The organism is Micromonospora halotolerans (genome assembly GCF_032108445.1).
Taxonomy (GTDB): domain Bacteria; phylum Actinomycetota; class Actinomycetes; order Mycobacteriales; family Micromonosporaceae; genus Micromonospora; species Micromonospora halotolerans.
Map to the genome: position 1 here is coordinate 422582 of NZ_CP134876.1, position 16674 is coordinate 439255.

15 protein-coding genes are annotated in these 16674 nt (G+C 74.7%); 10 read left to right on the forward strand and 5 right to left on the reverse strand.

The window, feature by feature from the left end:
- Positions 1 to 41: 41 nt before the first annotated feature.
- Positions 42 to 1253 (reverse strand): low temperature requirement protein A, encoded by a 1212-nt coding sequence (locus RMN56_RS01940; RefSeq protein WP_313722134.1) that lies wholly within the window; start codon positions 1251 to 1253, stop codon positions 42 to 44.
- Between the two features lie 122 nt (positions 1254 to 1375).
- Here RMN56_RS01940 and RMN56_RS01945 point away from each other — a divergent pair, with 122 nt between their 5' ends.
- The 6 genes from RMN56_RS01945 to RMN56_RS01970 all read left to right on the forward strand — a co-directional run bounded on the left by RMN56_RS01945 (position 1376) and on the right by RMN56_RS01970 (position 6852).
- Positions 1376 to 2659 carry an erythromycin esterase family protein gene (locus tag RMN56_RS01945; RefSeq protein WP_376787265.1) on the forward strand — a complete coding sequence of 428 codons (1284 nt, stop codon included), beginning with the start codon at positions 1376 to 1378 and terminating at the stop codon, positions 2657 to 2659.
- A gap of 181 nt (positions 2660 to 2840) precedes the next feature.
- Complete coding sequence (locus tag RMN56_RS01950) at positions 2841 to 3884, forward strand: ATP-dependent DNA ligase (protein ID WP_313722135.1); 1044 nt, start codon at positions 2841 to 2843, stop codon at positions 3882 to 3884.
- On the forward strand, positions 3881 to 4381 hold the full coding sequence (locus RMN56_RS01955; RefSeq protein ID WP_313722136.1) for a DUF421 domain-containing protein: 501 nt from the start codon (positions 3881 to 3883) through the stop codon (positions 4379 to 4381). The genes RMN56_RS01950 and RMN56_RS01955 overlap by 4 nt, the downstream gene beginning before the upstream one ends.
- An 85-nt stretch (positions 4382 to 4466) precedes the next feature.
- Positions 4467 to 4625, forward strand: a complete 159-nt coding sequence (locus RMN56_RS01960; RefSeq protein WP_313722137.1) for a hypothetical protein — start codon at positions 4467 to 4469, stop codon at positions 4623 to 4625.
- 266 nt (positions 4626 to 4891) lie between these two features.
- Positions 4892 to 5884: a GGDEF domain-containing protein gene (locus RMN56_RS01965; protein ID WP_313722138.1), complete on the forward strand. Its 993-nt coding sequence runs from the start codon at positions 4892 to 4894 to the stop codon at positions 5882 to 5884.
- Between the two features lie 116 nt (positions 5885 to 6000).
- Positions 6001 to 6852, forward strand: coding sequence for a DUF72 domain-containing protein (locus RMN56_RS01970; protein ID WP_512699743.1), 852 nt, complete (start codon positions 6001 to 6003; stop codon positions 6850 to 6852).
- Positions 6853 to 6867: 15 nt separating this feature from the next.
- Here RMN56_RS01970 and RMN56_RS01975 read toward each other — a convergent pair whose 3' ends face one another.
- Genes RMN56_RS01975 through RMN56_RS01985 form a run of 3 tightly spaced genes read right to left on the reverse strand, consistent with a single transcriptional unit; the run spans position 6868 to position 10851 of the window.
- Complete coding sequence (locus RMN56_RS01975; protein ID WP_313722139.1) at positions 6868 to 8292, reverse strand: ATP-binding protein; 1425 nt, start codon at positions 8290 to 8292, stop codon at positions 6868 to 6870.
- A 55-nt stretch (positions 8293 to 8347) separates the two neighbouring features.
- Positions 8348 to 10006, reverse strand: coding sequence for an NAD(P)/FAD-dependent oxidoreductase (locus tag RMN56_RS01980; protein ID WP_313722140.1), 1659 nt, complete (start codon positions 10004 to 10006; stop codon positions 8348 to 8350).
- A 59-nt stretch (positions 10007 to 10065) separates the two neighbouring features.
- Positions 10066 to 10851, reverse strand: coding sequence for a DUF3152 domain-containing protein (locus RMN56_RS01985; RefSeq protein ID WP_313722141.1), 786 nt, complete (start codon positions 10849 to 10851; stop codon positions 10066 to 10068).
- A 123-nt stretch (positions 10852 to 10974) separates the two neighbouring features.
- Here RMN56_RS01985 and RMN56_RS01990 point away from each other — a divergent pair, with 123 nt between their 5' ends.
- From RMN56_RS01990 to RMN56_RS02000, 3 genes are all read left to right on the forward strand, one after another.
- Positions 10975 to 11493, forward strand: a complete 519-nt coding sequence (locus tag RMN56_RS01990; RefSeq protein ID WP_313722142.1) for a SigE family RNA polymerase sigma factor — start codon at positions 10975 to 10977, stop codon at positions 11491 to 11493.
- Complete coding sequence (locus tag RMN56_RS01995) at positions 11490 to 12245, forward strand: hypothetical protein (protein WP_313722143.1); 756 nt, start codon at positions 11490 to 11492, stop codon at positions 12243 to 12245. Before RMN56_RS01990 ends, RMN56_RS01995 begins: the two co-directional genes overlap by 4 nt.
- An 80-nt stretch (positions 12246 to 12325) precedes the next feature.
- A complete protein-coding gene (locus RMN56_RS02000; RefSeq protein ID WP_313722145.1) occupies positions 12326 to 12787 on the forward strand; it encodes a DUF5709 domain-containing protein in 462 nt (153 codons plus the stop codon).
- Positions 12788 to 12823: 36 nt separating this feature from the next.
- On the opposite strand, the gene RMN56_RS02005 is transcribed toward RMN56_RS02000, so the two are convergent.
- Complete coding sequence (locus RMN56_RS02005; protein ID WP_313722146.1) at positions 12824 to 13528, reverse strand: hypothetical protein; 705 nt, start codon at positions 13526 to 13528, stop codon at positions 12824 to 12826.
- A 156-nt stretch (positions 13529 to 13684) separates the two neighbouring features.
- On the opposite strand from RMN56_RS02005, the gene RMN56_RS02010 reads away from it, so the two are divergent.
- On the forward strand, positions 13685 to 16669 hold the full coding sequence (locus RMN56_RS02010; protein ID WP_313722147.1) for a phosphocholine-specific phospholipase C: 2985 nt from the start codon (positions 13685 to 13687) through the stop codon (positions 16667 to 16669).
- The last annotated feature ends 5 nt before the right edge of the window (positions 16670 to 16674 follow it).

Below are 16674 nucleotides of genomic sequence, written 5' to 3' on the forward strand. Positions count from 1 at the left end.
GATCCGAGCCCCGCCGTTCCGGGACCCGCCGGCGCGGCGTCTCAATGGGCCGGCGACGGCCGCTCCGGCGGGCGGCCGGCCGCGTTCCGGGCGTCGGCGACGGCGACGCCCAGCAGGACCAGCAGGGCCACGACCGCGGCGGCCAGCGTCGCGGCGAGGTACAGGGGTACCGCGGCGGCGGCCAGGGCCACGATGGCCCCGACGCGCCGGATCGAGAGCCGGTCGAACACCACCCGCTCCAGGCGGATGCGCCCGTACAGGAAGAGGGCCGGGCCGCCGAGGATCACGGCCAGCCAGGCCGGCTGGGGCCGCCCGGCGGGATGCTCCAGGACGACCTCGAAGCCGACGGCGGTGGCCACGATGCCGATCACCATGACGATGTGCGCGACACCGGTGGCGCGGCCGGCGGCCAGCCGGTCCCCCGCGGCGGCCACCGCCTCGGCCAGGACCTGGCCGGAGCGGTAGAAGTAGATGCGCCACAGGAGCACCGTCGAGACGTACGCGACCACCAGCGTGGCCGCGGTGTCCGGGCCGATCGGCTGGTCGGTGAAGGTGATGCCGACGGCGAGGACGGTCTCGCCGAGGGCGATCAACAGCAGCTGCTGGTAGCGCTCCGGCAGGTGGTGGCCGCTGTCCATGGCCCAGGCGCTGACCGGCGGACGGGCCATCCCGGGCACCGGCCACCGGAGCTGCGCGGCGACGATGTCCACGGTCACCGCGATCCCCCAGAGCGCGGCCCGGGCGCCGCCGCTGGCCAGCACTCCGGCGACCCAGATCACCGCGCCGCCGCCGCACCAGAGCAACGAGCGCAGGTAGAGCCGGCCGAGCGGGTGGCCGCGCACACTCGGCAGGAGCACGAGCGGCCGGCCGCAGAGCAGGATGACGTACGGCAGCACGAACGCCCAGCCACGGCCGATGAAGGCGGCCGGCAGGGACGCCGCCATGACCAGCAGGCCGAACGCGCTGACCAGCACCAGCCACTGGATCTTGCGGCGGCGGGGGTCGAACCAGCTGGTGATGTGCGCCGTGGTGATCCACAGCCAGACGAGCGGCATGGCCAGCACCAGCAGGTAGGTCAACGACCGCCAGCGGACGACCGGGTCGTCGGCGGTGATGTCGCGGACCACGCGGCGCACCACGCCCGACAGGGCGAACACCAGCACCAGGTCGACGAAGAGCTCCAGGAAGTTGGCCTGCCGCACGTCCTCGCGCCGTTCCAGCAGGTCCTGGCCACCTCCCGCCCGAAATCCCATGGGGTTCATCGTCGCCCGGACCGGGCCCGTCCACCGCCGGGATCGGCGCCCGCCACCCGCACGGACGCCGACGCGCGTCCCCGGCGGGGCATGGCCCGCGGGGCAGCGGGTACGGCGCCGGGATGGGACGCTACGACGACGAGGTGGCCGCGCTGGCGACCCCGCTGACCGGCCCGGGCAGCCTGGACGCGCTCCTGGACCGGGTCGGCGACGCCCGGGTGGTGATGCTCGGCGAGGCCACCCACGGCACGCACGAGTTCTACACCTGGCGGGCGGCCGTCACCCGCCGGCTCGTCGAGGAGCGGGGCTTCTCGTTCGTCGCCGTCGAGGGCGACTGGCCCGACTGCGACCGGGTGGACCGCAGCGTCCGCTGCCGCCCCGAGGCACCGGCCGACCCGCGCGCGGCGCTGGCCGCGTTCGAGCGCTGGCCGACCTGGATGTGGGCGAACGAGGAGGTCGCCGACTTCACCCGCTGGCTGCGGGACCACAACGCGCGGGTGGGCGAGGCCGAGCGGGTGGGTTTCCACGGCCTCGACGTCTACTCGCTCTGGGAGTCGCTCCGGGAGATCCTCACCTGGCTGCGGGAGCACGACCCCGACCAGGTGCCGGCCGCGCTGGCCGCGTACCGCTGCTTCGAGCCGTACGACGAGGATCCCCAGCGGTACGCCCTGGCCACCCGCCTGGTCCCGCACCGCTGTGAGGAGGAGGTCGTCGCGCTGCTGGCCGGGCTCCGCGAGCGGGCGGCGGCGGACGGGCCGGACCACTTCGGCGCCTGGCAGAACGCCGAGGTGGTGGCCGGCGCCGAGCGCTACTACCGGGCGATGGTCCGGGGCGGTCGGGAGTCGTGGAACGTCCGCGACCGGCACATGGACGACACCCTCGACCGGCTCCTGGACCACTACGGCCCGGGCGCCCGGGCCGTGGTCTGGGCGCACAACACCCACGTCGGTGACGCCCGGGCCACCGACATGGCCGACGCGGGCGAGGTCAACATCGGCCAGCTGGCCCGGGAGCGGTACGGGCCGGAGCAGGTGGTGCTGGTCGGGTTCGGCACCCACGCCGGCACGGTGACGGCCGGCCCGGCCTGGGGCGCGCCCATGGAGACGATGATGGTCCCGCCGGCACGCCGCCACACGCTGGAGGACGCCCTGCACGCCGCCGCACCGGACCGGGCGCTGCTGGTCTTCCCCCGCCACGGCCGGCCCGACCTGCTGACCCACGAGATCGACCACCGGGCCATCGGCGTGGTCTACCGGTCGGGGCGGGACAGTCCGGGCAACTACGTGCCCACCGTGCTCGGGGAGCGCTACGACGCCTTCTGCTGGTTCGACACCTCCCGGGCGGTCCGGCCACTGCCCACCCGGCCGGTGCCCGCCGAGGCCGAGAGCTGGCCGTCGGGCGTCTGACCGGCCGCGACGGGTGGTTTCGGCGGGACCGTCCCGGGCCGCGCCGCCGGCGGCGCCCGTCCGGCGGCGCCGGACGTTCGCCCGCCCGCCGCCCGGGTAACCGCGCCGGAGCCGACCGGGGGCCCGCACGGGCCCCTCGCCCGGTGTCGACCGCCGGGCGGTTCCGCACGCCGGAGGCCCGATGCTGCGTCCACCGCTCACCCCGATGCTCGCCGCGCCGGTCGCGGAGCTGCCCACCGGCCGGCAGCTGGCGTACGAGCCGAAGTGGGACGGCTGGCGGGCCCTGGCCTTCCGCGACGACTCCGGTGTGCGGCTGCAGTCCCGGGCCGGCCGGGACCTCACCGGCTACTTCCCGGACGTCGCCCGGACGCTCGGGTGGCTGCCCGCCGGCACCGTGCTCGACGGCGAGCTGATCGTGTGGGCGGAGGGCCGCACCGACTTCGCCCTGCTCCAGCGGCGCGTGACCGCCGGGCGTGGGCTGGCAGCGCTGGTCGACCGCCATCCCGCGCACTTCGTGGCCTTCGACCTGCTCAGCGGCCCGGACGGGGAGCCGCTGCTCGACGTCCCGCTGGCCGAGCGGCGCCGGCGGCTGGCGGCGCTGCTCGGCGACGCACCCGCGGGGCTCGTCCTCTGCCCGCAGACCGGCGACCCGGCCGAGGCCCGGGAGTGGCTCCGGACGTGGACCGACGCGGGCGTCGAGGGAATCGTCGTCAAGCGGTGCGACGGCCGGTACGAGCCGGGGCGGCGGGGCTGGCAGAAGGTCCGCGCCCACCACACCGTGGAGACCCTCGTCGGCGGGGTCACCGGCCCGGTGTCCGACCCGGACACCCTCCTGATAGGCCGGTGCGACGAGCGGGGCCGGCTGCGCTACCTGGGGCGGACCCACCCGCTGCGCCGGCAGCAGCGCCGCGAGCTGGCGGGGTTGCTCCAGCCGACCGCCGCGCCGGGTCACCCCTGGCCGCAGCCGCTGCCGGGTGGATGGACCGGCCAGCTCAACCCCGCGCCGCCGCTGCCGTACACGCCGGTGCGCCAGGACCTCGTCGTCGAGGTCGAGGCCGACACGGCGTACGAGCACGGGCGCTGGCGGCACCGGGTCCGGCACCTGCGACCCCGGCTCGACCTGGCCGCCGACGACCTCCCTCCGCTGACCGACGGCCCGGAGGCGCTGGGCGCCGGCGGGACGGACGGTGTAGCGACGGACCGGCCGGGTAGGCGCACCGGGTGAGCGACTGGCAGAGGCTGCTGGTGCCCGACACGCCGCTGTGGGAGATCGCGGTGCGGGGCACGGTCATCTACCTGGCGCTGTTCTTCCTGCTGCGGGTGCTGCTGAAGCGCGAGAGCGGCAGCACCGGCATGACCGACCTGCTGGTCATCGTGCTGATCGCCGACGCCGCGCAGAACGCCATGGCGGACGACTACACCTCGATCACGGACGGCGTGGCGCTGGTCGCGGTGATCATCGGATGGGCGTACCTGCTCGACCTGCTCGCGTACCGCTGGCCGGCCGTCGCCCGGATCATCCAACCGGGGTCCCTGGTGCTGGTGCGCGACTGGCGCATGCTGCGCCGGAACATGCGTCGCGAACTGGTCACCGAGGACGAGTTGTACGCCCAGATCCGGCAGCAGGGCATCGAGCACCTCACCGACGTCAAGGAGGTCCGGATGGAGTCCCAGGGCCAATTCAGCGTCATTCCTCGCGGCGGTCGGCGCAGCCGGGATTGAAGCCGTTTGTTACCGACCCGCCCGGGAAGCCGACGACGGAGTGGCGCGCGGAGCCGCCCGCGCCAGCCCACGGAGGGAGCTCGACATGGGTGACCGTGATCGATTGCACGAGCTGCGGCAGCAGGCCCACAGCGCGGGCATCGAGGGGAACTCCAAGATGACCGAGCAGCAGTTGCGCGACGCGCTGCGGCGGGTCGGCAAGGGTGAACAGCCGCAGATGGCGAAGCACCAGGCCCGGCGGTGACCGGGCGGGCGGGCGCCGGTACCCGACGGGTGCCGGCGCCCGCCCTCAGCTCAGGGTGATCCGGGCGCTCCCCTGCGTGAAATGAACGGCTGGTTAACGACTCGTCTCTTGACGGCCGGTTCACGCAGGTCATTGAATTTCGACGTGGTGAGCTGCCTCATCCGAGTGGCGTCCACACCGGCGGTCGGCGCGATCGCACCGGCTGAGCGACGCCGTGCCCGCACGGGTGCGCGCGACCGGCGGTCGGGGGCACGGTGGACGGTGGGATGAGAGAGCGCCGCCGCCGCACGCTGATCAGCGCGGCCCTCCACGCCGTCTCCCACTCGGTCGCCGTCGTCTACTGTCTCCTGACGCTCGGCGCGCCCAACCGGGACCTGATGCTCACGGCGTACGGCTGCGGCCTGGCGGCGGGTGTCCTCGGCACGTGGGCGGCCACCCGGGTGACCACCAAGGCGTCCAGCTACCGGCTCTCGTTCAGCCTCCTGATGCTCACGCTGGTGATGGCGGCGCTCGGCGCGTACTGGGACGGCGGCGTGACGTCACCGGCCGCGCTGGGGTTCGTGACCACGTCCGTGTTCGTCGCCGGCTACACACCGCACCTGCGGCTCATGGTGGGGCTGGAGGTGCTCACCGTCGGGGCGTACCTCGTCGTCGCCGTCGCCGGGCGGCCGGCCCCCGCCGGTCACGTGTTCGTCTACCTGGCCGGCATGCTGGTGCTGGCCTCGGTCTGCTCGACGCAGACCCGGGCCCTCGCCCGGCAGCGGTCCCAGCTGCGCGCCCTGGCGTCCCTGGACCCGCTCACCGGCGCGTTGAACCGGCGTGGCCTGGCCGAGCTGGCCACGTTCCTGTTCCACGCCGGCTGCCGTCCCGGCCCGTCGCTGCTCTGCCTGGACCTGGACGACTTCAAGCTCGTGAACGACCGCCTCGGGCACGCCGCCGGTGACGACCTGCTCCGCCGGGTGGTGGCGGCGACCCGGACCGTCCTGCGGGCCGAGGACGCCCTGGCCCGCATCGGCGGCGACGAGTTCGTGGTGGTGCTGTCCGACGCCGACCGGGAGTCGGCGCGGGCCGCGGCGGCCCGGATCGAGGCGGCCGTCCGGGGCCTGGCCGGCGTCAGCGTCGGCTCGGCCACCGCCCCCCACGACGGTGACACCCTCGACCGCCTGCTGCACGTCGCCGACCAGCGGCTCTACCTGGTGAAGCAGCAACGCCGCCGGACGGCGGGACGCCTGCTCGCGGACGGCACCGGTCGCGGCTGACCGGACCGGACGCCCCGGGCGGCCGGCCCGGCCGGATCCGCCGGGACGCCGGGCCCGGATACCGTTGCCGCGGCGCGGGTGGCCGCGCCGGGGCCGTCGAGCGGTGGGAGGGTCGGATGCGCCTGCACGTGGGCTGCGCCATGTGGACGCACAGGGCCTGGCCGGGGCGCTACCTGACGCACCCGCTGTCGGCCCACGAGCGGCTGCGCGCCTACGCCGAGTGGTGCACCGCGGTCGAGGGGAACACCACCTTCTACGCCACCCCGTCCCCGGAGACGGTGGCGTCCTGGGCGCGGCAGACCGAGCCCGACTTCCGCTTCGTGCCCAAGCTGCCGAAGGTCGTCACGCACGAGCGCCGGCTCACCGGCGCCGACGCGGAGCTGCGGGCCTTCCTGAACGCCGTCGAACCCCTCGGCCCGCGCGCGCACGCCCTCTGGGTGCAGCTGCCCGGCTCGTTCGGCCCCGGCGACGTGCCCACGCTGGCCCGCTTCCTGCGCGGCCTGCCCACCACCCACCGGTACGCCGTCGAGGTCCGCCACCCCGCGTTCTTCACCGACGCCGGCGCGGCGCGCGCCCTGGAGGACGCGCTCGCCCGGGTCGGCGCGGAGTGGATCCCGTTCGACACCACGGCGTTCTTCCGCACCCCGCCGACCAGCGACGCGGAACGGGAGGCGTGGCTGAAGAAGCCCCGCCTCCCGCTGCGGACCCGGGCGCTGACCGACCGGCCGATCGTCCGCTACCTCGGGCGCGACGACCCGGCACGCACGGTCGAGGGCTGGCAGCCGTGGCTCGACGTGGTGACCGGCTGGCTGCGCGAGGGCCGCTCCCCGACCGTGTTCGTGCACACCCCGGACAACGCCGACGCGCCCGACCTCGCCCGCCGCTTCCACGACCAGGTCCGGGCGCGCCTGCCCGGGGTCGCGCCGCTGCCCGAGCCGGCGCCGGTCGCCCCCTCGACGCTGTTCTGACCCGACCGCGCCCGGTCAGGCCGGCGTCAGCGGCAGCAGCACGACGAACCGCGTGTCGCCCGGCTCGGACCGCACCCGGATGTCCCCGTGGTGCTTGTTGACGACGATCCGGTAGGAGATGTCCAGCCCGAGGCCGGTGCCCTCACCGACGGGCTTCGTGGTGAAGAACGGCTCGAAGATGCGCGGCCGGATGTCCGGCGGGATGCCGCCGCCGGTGTCACCGATCTCCACGATCAACCGGTCCTCCTTGCGGCCGGTCCGGATCGTCAGCGTGCCGGCGTCACCCATCGCGCCGAGCGCGTTGTCGATGAGGTTCGTCCAGACCTGGTTCAGCTCGGCGGCGTACGCGGGAACGGCCGGCACCGTCCGGTCGTACTCCTTCACCACCCGCACCCCGGCCGGGATCTTGGCCTGGAGCATGACCAGGGTGGCGTCGAGCAGGTCGTGCACGTCGACCGTCTGGTAGGGCGCCCGGTCCAGCTGGGAGTACTGCTTCGCGGCGCCGACCAGCCCGGAGACCCGGGTGACCGCGTCGTCGATCTCGCCCATGAGCAGTTCGGTGTCGATGGTGTAGGTGATCCAGTGGATCGCCGACTCCAGGTCGTCGGCGCCGACCGCGGCGTCCACCTGGCTCAGCCAGCCGCTGTCGATGCCCCCGGCGACCAGCGTCGGGGCCAGCTCCCAGGCGCCCCGGACACCGTGCTCGTCGAGCCAGTCGGCCAGCTCGTCCTCGGCGTCGCTGGCCGCCAGCGGGGTCAGCGCGGGCGCGGCGGCGGCCCGCTTCACCGCCTCCTCCTGCAGGGAGACGAGGTCGTGCAGGCGCCGGCCGTCGAGCCGGCCGTCCGCGATCATGGCGAGCTTGTGCCGCATCTTGGCGACCCGGCCGCGCAGCGCCGAGGTGGCCCGCACCGCGGCCGCCGCCGGGTTGTTGAGCTCGTGGGTGAGCCCGGCCGAGAGGGCGCCCAGGGCCAGCAGCCGTTCCCGCTCGCCGACGATGGTCTGCGAGTTGCGCATCCCGATGAACAGCCCCTCCAGCAGGTGGGTCGCCATCGGGAACCAGCTGCGCATCGCCTCGGCGATGATCTGGGCCGGGAGCGCGAAGACCGCGCAGTCGGTCACCGCGAAGAGGCTGTTGAGATAGCGCTGCTCGGCCAGGTCGCCCACGTACGCCTGCATGGCGCCGCCGTAGACGCCGGGCTGGCTGGTCCGGCTGACCTCCATGTCGTCGCCCTGGACCCGGCGGTGCAGCGTCACCGTGCCGTGCAGCAGCACGTAGAAGCAGCTCGCCGGCTCGCCTTCCACGTAGACGGCCTCGCCGGCGCGGCGCCGCTCCACCCGGCCGTGCTCCGTCAGGTGCGCGAGCTGCTCCGGGGTGAGCGACTCGAAGAGGAAGAGGCGCCGCAGCTCGTCGGGCGTGAGCCGGTCGGTTTCGCTGGTCACTGGGCCTCCCTGGTTCGCGACTGCGGGGCTCGCAGACCCGGCTCACTCCTCGCGCTCACTGGGCCTCCAGGTAGCGGTGCACGAGCGAGACCGCCATGGCGCCCTCGCCAACGGCCGAGGCCACCCGCTTCACCGACTCGGCCCGCACGTCACCGGCGGCGAAGACGCCCGGCATGCTGGACTCCAGGTGGTACGGGTCGCGGGGCAGCGCCCAGCCGGCGGGCCGGCCGCCGCCCCGGGTCAGGTCCGGCCCGGTGAGGACGAAGCCCCGGCTGTCCCGGGCGACCGCGCCGTCGAGCCAGTCGGTGCCCGGCTCCGCGCCGATGAACACGAACAGCCACGAGGTGTCGACGCGCCGCGTCTCACCGGTGCGGGTGTCGCGCAGGGTCACCTCCTCGAGGTGCTCCTGGCCGGCGCCGCCGACCACCTCGGTGTGCGGGTGGACCTCGATGGTGTCGATCCGGGCGATCTGCTCGATCAGGTAGCTGGACATCGAGCGGGTCAGGTCGTCCCCGCGGATCAGCAGGTGCACCCGGCGGGCGTACCGGGAGAAGTGCACGGCGGCCTGGCCGGCGGAGTTCGCGCCACCGACGATGTAGACGTCCTCTCCCGAGCAGCTCGGCGCCTCGCTGGCCACCGAGCCGTAGAAGCAGCCCCGGCCGGTCAGCTCGGCCAGCCCGGGCGCGGGCAGCATCCGGTAGGAGACGCCGGTGGCCAGCACCACCGTGTGCGCGGCGACGCTGCTGCCGTCGGCGAACCGCAGGACCCGCGCCCCACCGGCGTCCTCCAGGGCCACCACCTCGCGGGCGCTGAGCAGCTCGGCGCCGAACCGCAGCGCCTGCCGGCGGGCCCGGTCGGTCAGCTGGGCCCCGGAGACGCCGTCCGGGAAGCCGAGGTAGTTCTCGATCCGGCTGCTCTGCCCGGCCTGGCCGCCGGTGGCCCGCCGCTCGATCAGCACCGTCCGCAGCCCCTCCGAGGCGCCGTAGACGGCCGCCCCGAGCCCGGCCGGACCGGCGCCGACCACCACCAGGTCGTAGAACTCCGCGGCCGGCGTCGTGGCCAGCCCGACCTGCGCGGCCAGGTCGGCCGTCGTCGGCTGCACCAGCGACTTGCCGTCGGCCGTCACGACCAGGGGTACGTCGTTCGCGGTCACCCCGGCCGCCGCGAGCAGCCCGGCGCCCTCCGGCTCGTCGGCGGGCACCCAGCGGAACGGCACCAGGTTGCGGGCCAGGAAGTCGCGCGCGGTGAACGACGGGGCCGACCAGCGGTGCCCGACCACGCGCAGCTCGGGGGCGGCCGTGGCCGCGCCGGCCGTCCACGACTCCAGCAGCTGGTCCAGCACCGGGTAGAGCTTCTCCTCCGGCGGGTGCCAGGGCTTGAGCAGGTAGTGGTCGAGGTCGACCACGTTGATCGCGTTGATCGCGGCGTCGGTGTCGGCGTACGCGGTGAGCAGCACCCGCCGCGCCGTGGGGAAGAGGTCCATGGCGGCCTCGAGGAACTCGATGCCGTTCATCTGCGGCATCCGGTAGTCGGCGATCAGCACCGCCACCTGCTCGCCGCGGAGTTTCAGCTCGCGCAGCGCCTCCAGCGCCGCCTCGGCGGAGTCGGCCCGCACCACCCGGTACCGGTCGCCGTAGCGGCGCCGCAGGTCGCGGGCGACCGCCCGGGAGACGGCCGGGTCGTCGTCGACGGTGAGGATCGCGGGGTTGGGCATGGCGTCTACTAAAGCACCATCGCCGGTCGACCCCCACCACGCGCCGTCGCCGTCCCGTTTCAACCGGGCCGGCCGCGCTCGCGGGGCGGCACCGGGTCGGCGTACGTCCCCGGCGGTCCGGCGTACCGCCGGCCGTGCGGGTAGGGCAGCGCGTTCGGCGTGCAGCCGTGCAGGCCCAGGGTCTGCTGCTGCATCACGGGCGCCGGCCGGCCCCGCCCCGGGCACCGCTCGTGCCCGTGGCCGAGCCGGTGGCCGACCTCGTGGTTGACCATGTACCGGCGGTAGGTGGCGAGTCCCGCGCCGTAGCCCGGCACCCCGCCGGCCCAGCGGGCGACGTTGAGCACCACCCGGTCGCCCCGGCGGCAGGAGGTGTAGCCGTCCGGCCGGTCCTGGCACAGCTCGTCCCGGGTGCCGGGGGTGGCGAGGTAGACGGTGAAGTCGGCCGGCTGGTCCCGCCCGACCCGGCGCAGGGTGAGGACCCCGTCCGCGGTCCAGCCCTGCGGGTCGCTCAGGGTGCGGGTGACCTCCGCGGCGAAGTCGGCCGGCGGCACCCCGCGGATGTCGCCCTCCACCGCGACGCGGTAACGCAGCAGCCGGCGCGTACCCGTCGGGGTCGCGGGCTCGCCGGCGGCGAACCGCCACCGGCCGTGGCCGTGGCCGGGATAGCCGATCCGGACCGGAGGCTGCCGGGCGGACGCCGGCGCCGCCGCCCGCGCGGTGGCGGCCGGAACGGCGGGCGGCGGGCCGGCGGCCCGGCCGGCCGCGGGCGGCGCGCAGCCGGACAGCAGCGTGGCCAGCAGTAGCATCGTCCCGCCACCGCGAGCCCGGTCCACGGTCCTCGTCATCGTCGGTCTCCCTCGCCGTCGCCGGGTGGTGCGCAGGGAGGAGGACGGGTGACCCGGTGACAAGGTTGATCCGGCGGGGACTCAACCTTTCACCCGCCTCACCCGTCCTGTACCAGGTGGGACGTGGAGAGGCTGGGCATGGCCCGGGGTGACGCGGAGTTCGTCGAGTTCGCGACGGCGGCGTCCGCGCGGCTGGTGCACGCCGCCTTCCTGATGACGGGCAACCATCACCAGGCCGAGGACGCGGCCCAGACCGCGCTGGTCCGCACCTACGCGTCGTGGTCGCGGGTCCGCAACGGCGACGCCTACGGCTACGCCCGGTCGGTGCTGGTGAACCATCTCGTGGACGCCTGGCGGCGGCCGATCCGGGAGTACCCCACCGAGGACCTCCCGGAGCCGCACGGCGGTGACGTGGCGGACGAGGTGGCGACCCGGCGCTGGCTGCTCGCCATCCTCGGCACGCTCACCCCGCGCGAGCGGGCCGTCGTCGTCCTGCGTCACTACTTCGACCTTCCGGAGGCCCAGGTGGCCCGCGAACTCGACGTCTCGGTGGGGACCGTCAAGAGCACCGCCTCCCGGGCCCTGGAGAAGCTGCGCGCCGCGGGCCTCACCGCGCGCGAGCCGGAGGGGACGCGGCGATGAACGAGGTGGACGAGCTGCGCCGCGCCATGCGGGCGACCGAGCGGGCCGACCGCAACGGTCCCGACCTCACCGGGATCATGCGGGAGGGCCGGCGGGTGCGCCGCCGCCGGCGGGTCGCCGGTACCGGCGCGGTGGCGGTGGCGGTGGCCGCGGTGGTTCTCGGCGTGGGTGGCGCCGTGGCGCGGACCCGCCCGCCGGAGCCTCTGGGGACCGGGCCGGCCGCCACCGCGCCCGTCGCGGCCCCCACGGCGACTGCCGTCCCCAGCCCGACGGCGACCGCCGACCCCGGCCCGGTGGAGCCCCGGCCCCGACCGGTCGGCGCCGTGGTGGGCAGCGGCATCCGGTACGGCGGTGACGAGCGGGTGTTCTACGTCGTTGCGGTCGACGTGCCCGAATTGCCCGGGGTGACGATCGGCCTGGCCGCCGGCCGGCGCTCCCCCGCCGGGGAGCTGACCACCGACTTCCTGGTCAACGACGTGTCCGGCAGCGATCGCCGGCCGGGGTTCCACCAGATCGGCTACGACTCGCAGGGCCCGGTGCCCGCCAACGCCCCCGTGCCCACCTTCGGGTACTTCGTCGGGCCGGCCGCCCGGATCGTCGGCACGGTCGACGGCCGCCACGTCGAGGCCCGGCTGGCCCGGTGGAGCGAGGACCCCCGACTGGTGATCTTCTGGTTCGACCCGGGGGCGCTCGCCCCCGGCGAACCCCTGGACGGGATCAGCGCCCGCGACGCCCGGGGCCGCAGGCTGTGACCGACCCCCGTGTCGTCGCCGGTCCGGGCGACGGCTCTAGGCTGGGTGGCAGCATCGGGCGTTGACCAGGGAGGATCGCCATGAGCCAGACCGAGCGGACCGACATCGCGGACGAGTGGAACGTGGCGGAGGACGACGGCGTCCTGGACGCCTCGGACACCCTCGACGACGACCGGACGGGCGACCCCCTCGACACCGGCATCGTCGCCGCCGACCACTGGAGCGCGGCGAACCGGTTCGGCACCACGCCCGCCGAGGAGCGGGCCGGCGAGTCCCTCGCGCAGCTGCTCGCCCAGGAGGAACCGGACCTCGACCCGTACGCCGAGGCGCCCGACGACGAGGACGAGCTGACCCGCCGGGGCTACGAGCGGGAGGCGCGCACCGGACGCCTGGTGGCCGACGACGAGGGCCTCGGCGAGGACGAGCAGGCGGACTCGGTCGCCTGGGACGCGGGCGTCGACGGGGGCGCGGCCAGCGCCGAGGAGGCCGCCATGCACCTGGTCGACGACCCGAACGGCCCCGGAGACGGCCCGCTGCGCTGACGCCGACGGTCGGAACGCCCTCGTTCCGTCGCACCGTCAGCAGTGCTCGCCGGTCTCCCAGTGCATCTTGCTGCCACCGAACGGCACCACGCCCGGCTTCAGCGTCCGCGGGATGCTCGCGCCGCCGGAGACCACGTACCAGGGCCCGCAGGTGTCCGGGGTGACCAGGTGCATGGTCCAGGTCGGCGACGACCGGTCGAGGTAGCGCACCTCGGACCGGTACAGCGTCGCGCCGCCGTCCGCGGTGCGGCGGTAGGTGGCCCAGAAGACCCGGATTCGCTCACCCGGGCAGAGCTGGTCGGACCACTCGCCGTCGGTCCGCGCCGCGACCTTCACCTCGCCGTCGGTGAACACCTGGACCACGTCCACCACCCCCGCCGGGGTGCAGCTCGGCCTCGGAGCACGGGTCGTCGCGCGGGGCCGCGGGGCGGCGCCGGTGGTCGACCGGGCCGGCGCGGGCCGCCGGGTCGGCGTCGACGCGCGGGCGGGCGTGTCCGTGGGGCTCGGCGGACCCGCCGGGACCGGAACGGTGCTCGGGGTGGTGGTCGCGGCGGTCGGCGACAGCGCGGTGGGCGCGGCGACGGGCCGGGCGGCCGGCGGCTCCGGATCGGGCCCGGTCACGGCGACCACGGCGAACGCCACGGCGAGGGCCGCGGCGAGCCCGGCGGCCGGCAGCAGCCAGCGCCGCCGGGGCCGACCGGTCCCGGGCACGTCGGTGGTGGCGTCCTGCGGCTCGGACATGGGGGCTCCGGAGAGGGCGGAGGCGAGGACTCTCACCAGGGTGCGTGGATCTTACGGCGTTGGCGCAACGCTCGCGTTCCGGACACGTCAGGTCCATCTGGCGCCAATAGCGTGCCACCGGCCAATCGTTCGGCGTCAGTCAGGTGGTGCTCTGTCATGGCAAGTGTGGACCGTCGAAATTTCCTGAAGATGATGAGTGCTCCGGTGGCGGCGGCCGCCCTGCCGGTGGACTTCAGCAAGGCCCTCGCCATCCCGGCTAACAACCGGACCGGTTCGATCGAGGACGTCGAGCACGTCATCTTCCTCATGCAGGAGAACCGCTCCTTCGACCACTTCTTCGGCACCCTGCGCGGGGTCCGGGGCTTCGCGGACCCGCACCCGGTGACGCTGCCCTCCGGCCGCAGCGTCTGGCACCAGCCGAACGGCTCGGCCGACCTGCTGCCGTTCCGGCCCGAGGTGCCGGACCTCGGGCAGACCTTCCTGCCGGACCCGCCGCACGGGTGGGCCGACACCCACGGCGCCTGGAACGGCGGCCGGTACGACCGGTGGGTGCCGAACAAGGGCGTGGTCACCATGACCCACCACACCCGCGGCGACCTGCCGTACCACTTCGCCCTCGCCGACGCCTTCACCGTCTGCGACAACTACCACTGCTCGGTGCTGGCCTCGACCGACCCCAACCGCTACCACATGTGGACCGGCTGGGTCGGCAACGACGGCAAGGGCGGCGGCCCGGTCATCGACAACGCCGAGGCCGGCTACGACTGGTCGACCTACCCGGAGCGGCTGGAGCGCGCCGGGGTCTCCTGGAAGGTCTACCAGGACGTCGGCCTGGGTCTGACCGCCGACGGTTACTGGGGCTGGACCGGGGACCCGTTCATCGGCAACTACGGGGACAACTCGCTGCTCTACTTCCACCAGTACCAGAACGCCCGGCCCGGCACCCCGCTGGCGGACCGGGCGAAGACCGGCACCGAGATCTCGAAGCAGGACCGCTCCCCCGAGGCGCTGCTGGCCGACTTCCGGCGGGACGTGGCGAACGGGACGCTGCCGCAGGTCTCCTGGATCGTCGCGCCGGAGGCCTACAGCGAGCACCCGAACTGGGGGCCGGACTACGGCGCCTGGTACATGTCGCAGGTCGTCGACATCCTGGCCAGCCACCCCGAGGTGTGGAGCAAGATGGCCCTGTTCGTCACGTACGACGAGGAGGGTGGCTTCTTCGACCACCTGGTGCCGCCGACGCCGCCGCAGAGTCGCGCCGAGGGCCTGTCCACCGTGCCCACCACCAACGAGATCTTCCCCGGCGACGGTCGGCGGGCCGCCGGCCCGTACGGCCTCGGCGTCCGGGTGCCGATGATCGTCGTCTCGCCGTGGACCCGGGGCGGCTGGGTCAACTCGCAGGTGTTCGACCACACCTCACTGATCCGCTTCCTGGAGGCCCGGTTCGCCAAGGGCCGGGCCGACCTGGTCGAGTCCAACATCACGCCGTGGCGGCGCGCGGTGGTCGGCGACCTGACCAGTGCGTTCGACTTCCGGACCCCGAACGCCTCGCCGCGGGTGACGCTGCCGGACACCGCCGATCTCAAGCCGGTCGACCTCACCCGTCAGCCCGACGAGGTGCCGGTGCCGCCGGCCGACCCGCGTCTGCCCGGCCAGGAGCGGGGGGTACGGCCCGCGCGGGCCCTCCCGTACACCCTGCACGTGGACGGGCGGGCCACCGGCACGTCGTTCCAGCTCGACTTCCGCAACTCCGGCGGCGTCGCCGGCGTCTTCGGAGTGCGCTCGGCCGACCCGGCGCAGGCACCCCGCACCTACACGGTCGAGCCGGGCAAGCAGGTGAGCGACACCTGGGACGCCACCGCCGGCTACGACCTCGAGGTGCACGGCCCCAACGGCTTCTTCCGCCGCTTCACCGGCGGCGCGGGCGCGGGCATCGACGTCCGGGCCCGCTACGACGAGCGCGACCACCACGTCGGCCTGACCCTGGTGAACCGCGGCGCGAAGCGGGTCGAGGTGGCCGTCGCGGACCGCTACTCGTCGCGGCGGACCCGGCTGTCGCTCAAGCCGGGCGAGGCGGCGTCGCCGTCGTGGTCGCTGTCGCGGGCGCACGGCTGGTACGACCTTCACTGTGACCGTCTCCGCGGACCCCGCGTTCACGGTCCGCTACGCCGGTCACGTCGAGAACGGCAAGCCCAGCATCAGCGACCCGGCCATGGGCGGCCTGATCTGATCCTCGTCGCATCGCGAGGTGACCGTCCACCCCGGGCGGGGCGGGCGGTCACCTCGGGCAGCGGTGCGGCGTCGCCTATCCGACGCGGGTGTTCCCTCGCCGGGCCGTCAGGTCGTTCACTGTCGCCACACCGCACCAGTGGAAGGGGCCCGCACATGACGATCAGCCACCTCACCGTCGGTCACGGGCCGCACCGGGTGCTGGCCCTGCACGGGTGGTTCGGCTCGGCGGAGGGCTGGGGCTGGCTGCCGGAGCTGATCGACGCCGAGCGCTTCACCTGGGCGTTCCCGGACTACCGGGGCTACGGCGCGCGCAGGGACGTGGCCGGCGAGCACACCATCGCCGAGATCGCCCGCGACGCCCTGGAGCTGGCCGACTCCCTCGGCTGGGACTCCTTCTCGGTGGTCGGGCACTCGATGGGCGGCAGCGCCGCCCAGCGGGTCCTCGCCGACGCCCCCGGGCGGGTGACCCGCCTCGTCGGCATCAGCCCGGTCCCGGCGAGCGGCGTGCCGTTCGACCTGCAGGGCTGGACGCTGTTCGACGGGGCGGCGACCAACCCGGCCAACCGGCGCGCGATCATCGACCTCACCACGGGCAACCGGCTGTCCGGCCGCTGGCTCGACGACATGGTGCGGTTCTCCCTGGCCCACTCCACCCCGAAGGCGTTCGGCGCGTACCTCACCGCGTGGGCGCGGACCGACTTCACCGACGAGGTGAAGGGCAACCCGGTGCCGGCGCTGGCCGTGGTCGGCGAGCACGACCCCGCGCTGGGCGCCGACACGATGCGCGAGACGTGGCTGCGCCACTACCCCAACGCCCGGCTCGAGGTGCTCGCCAACGCGGGCCACTACGCCATGTACGAGACCCCGGTGCGGCTGGTCACGGTGCTGGAGGAGTTCCTCGGGCGGTAGCGGCG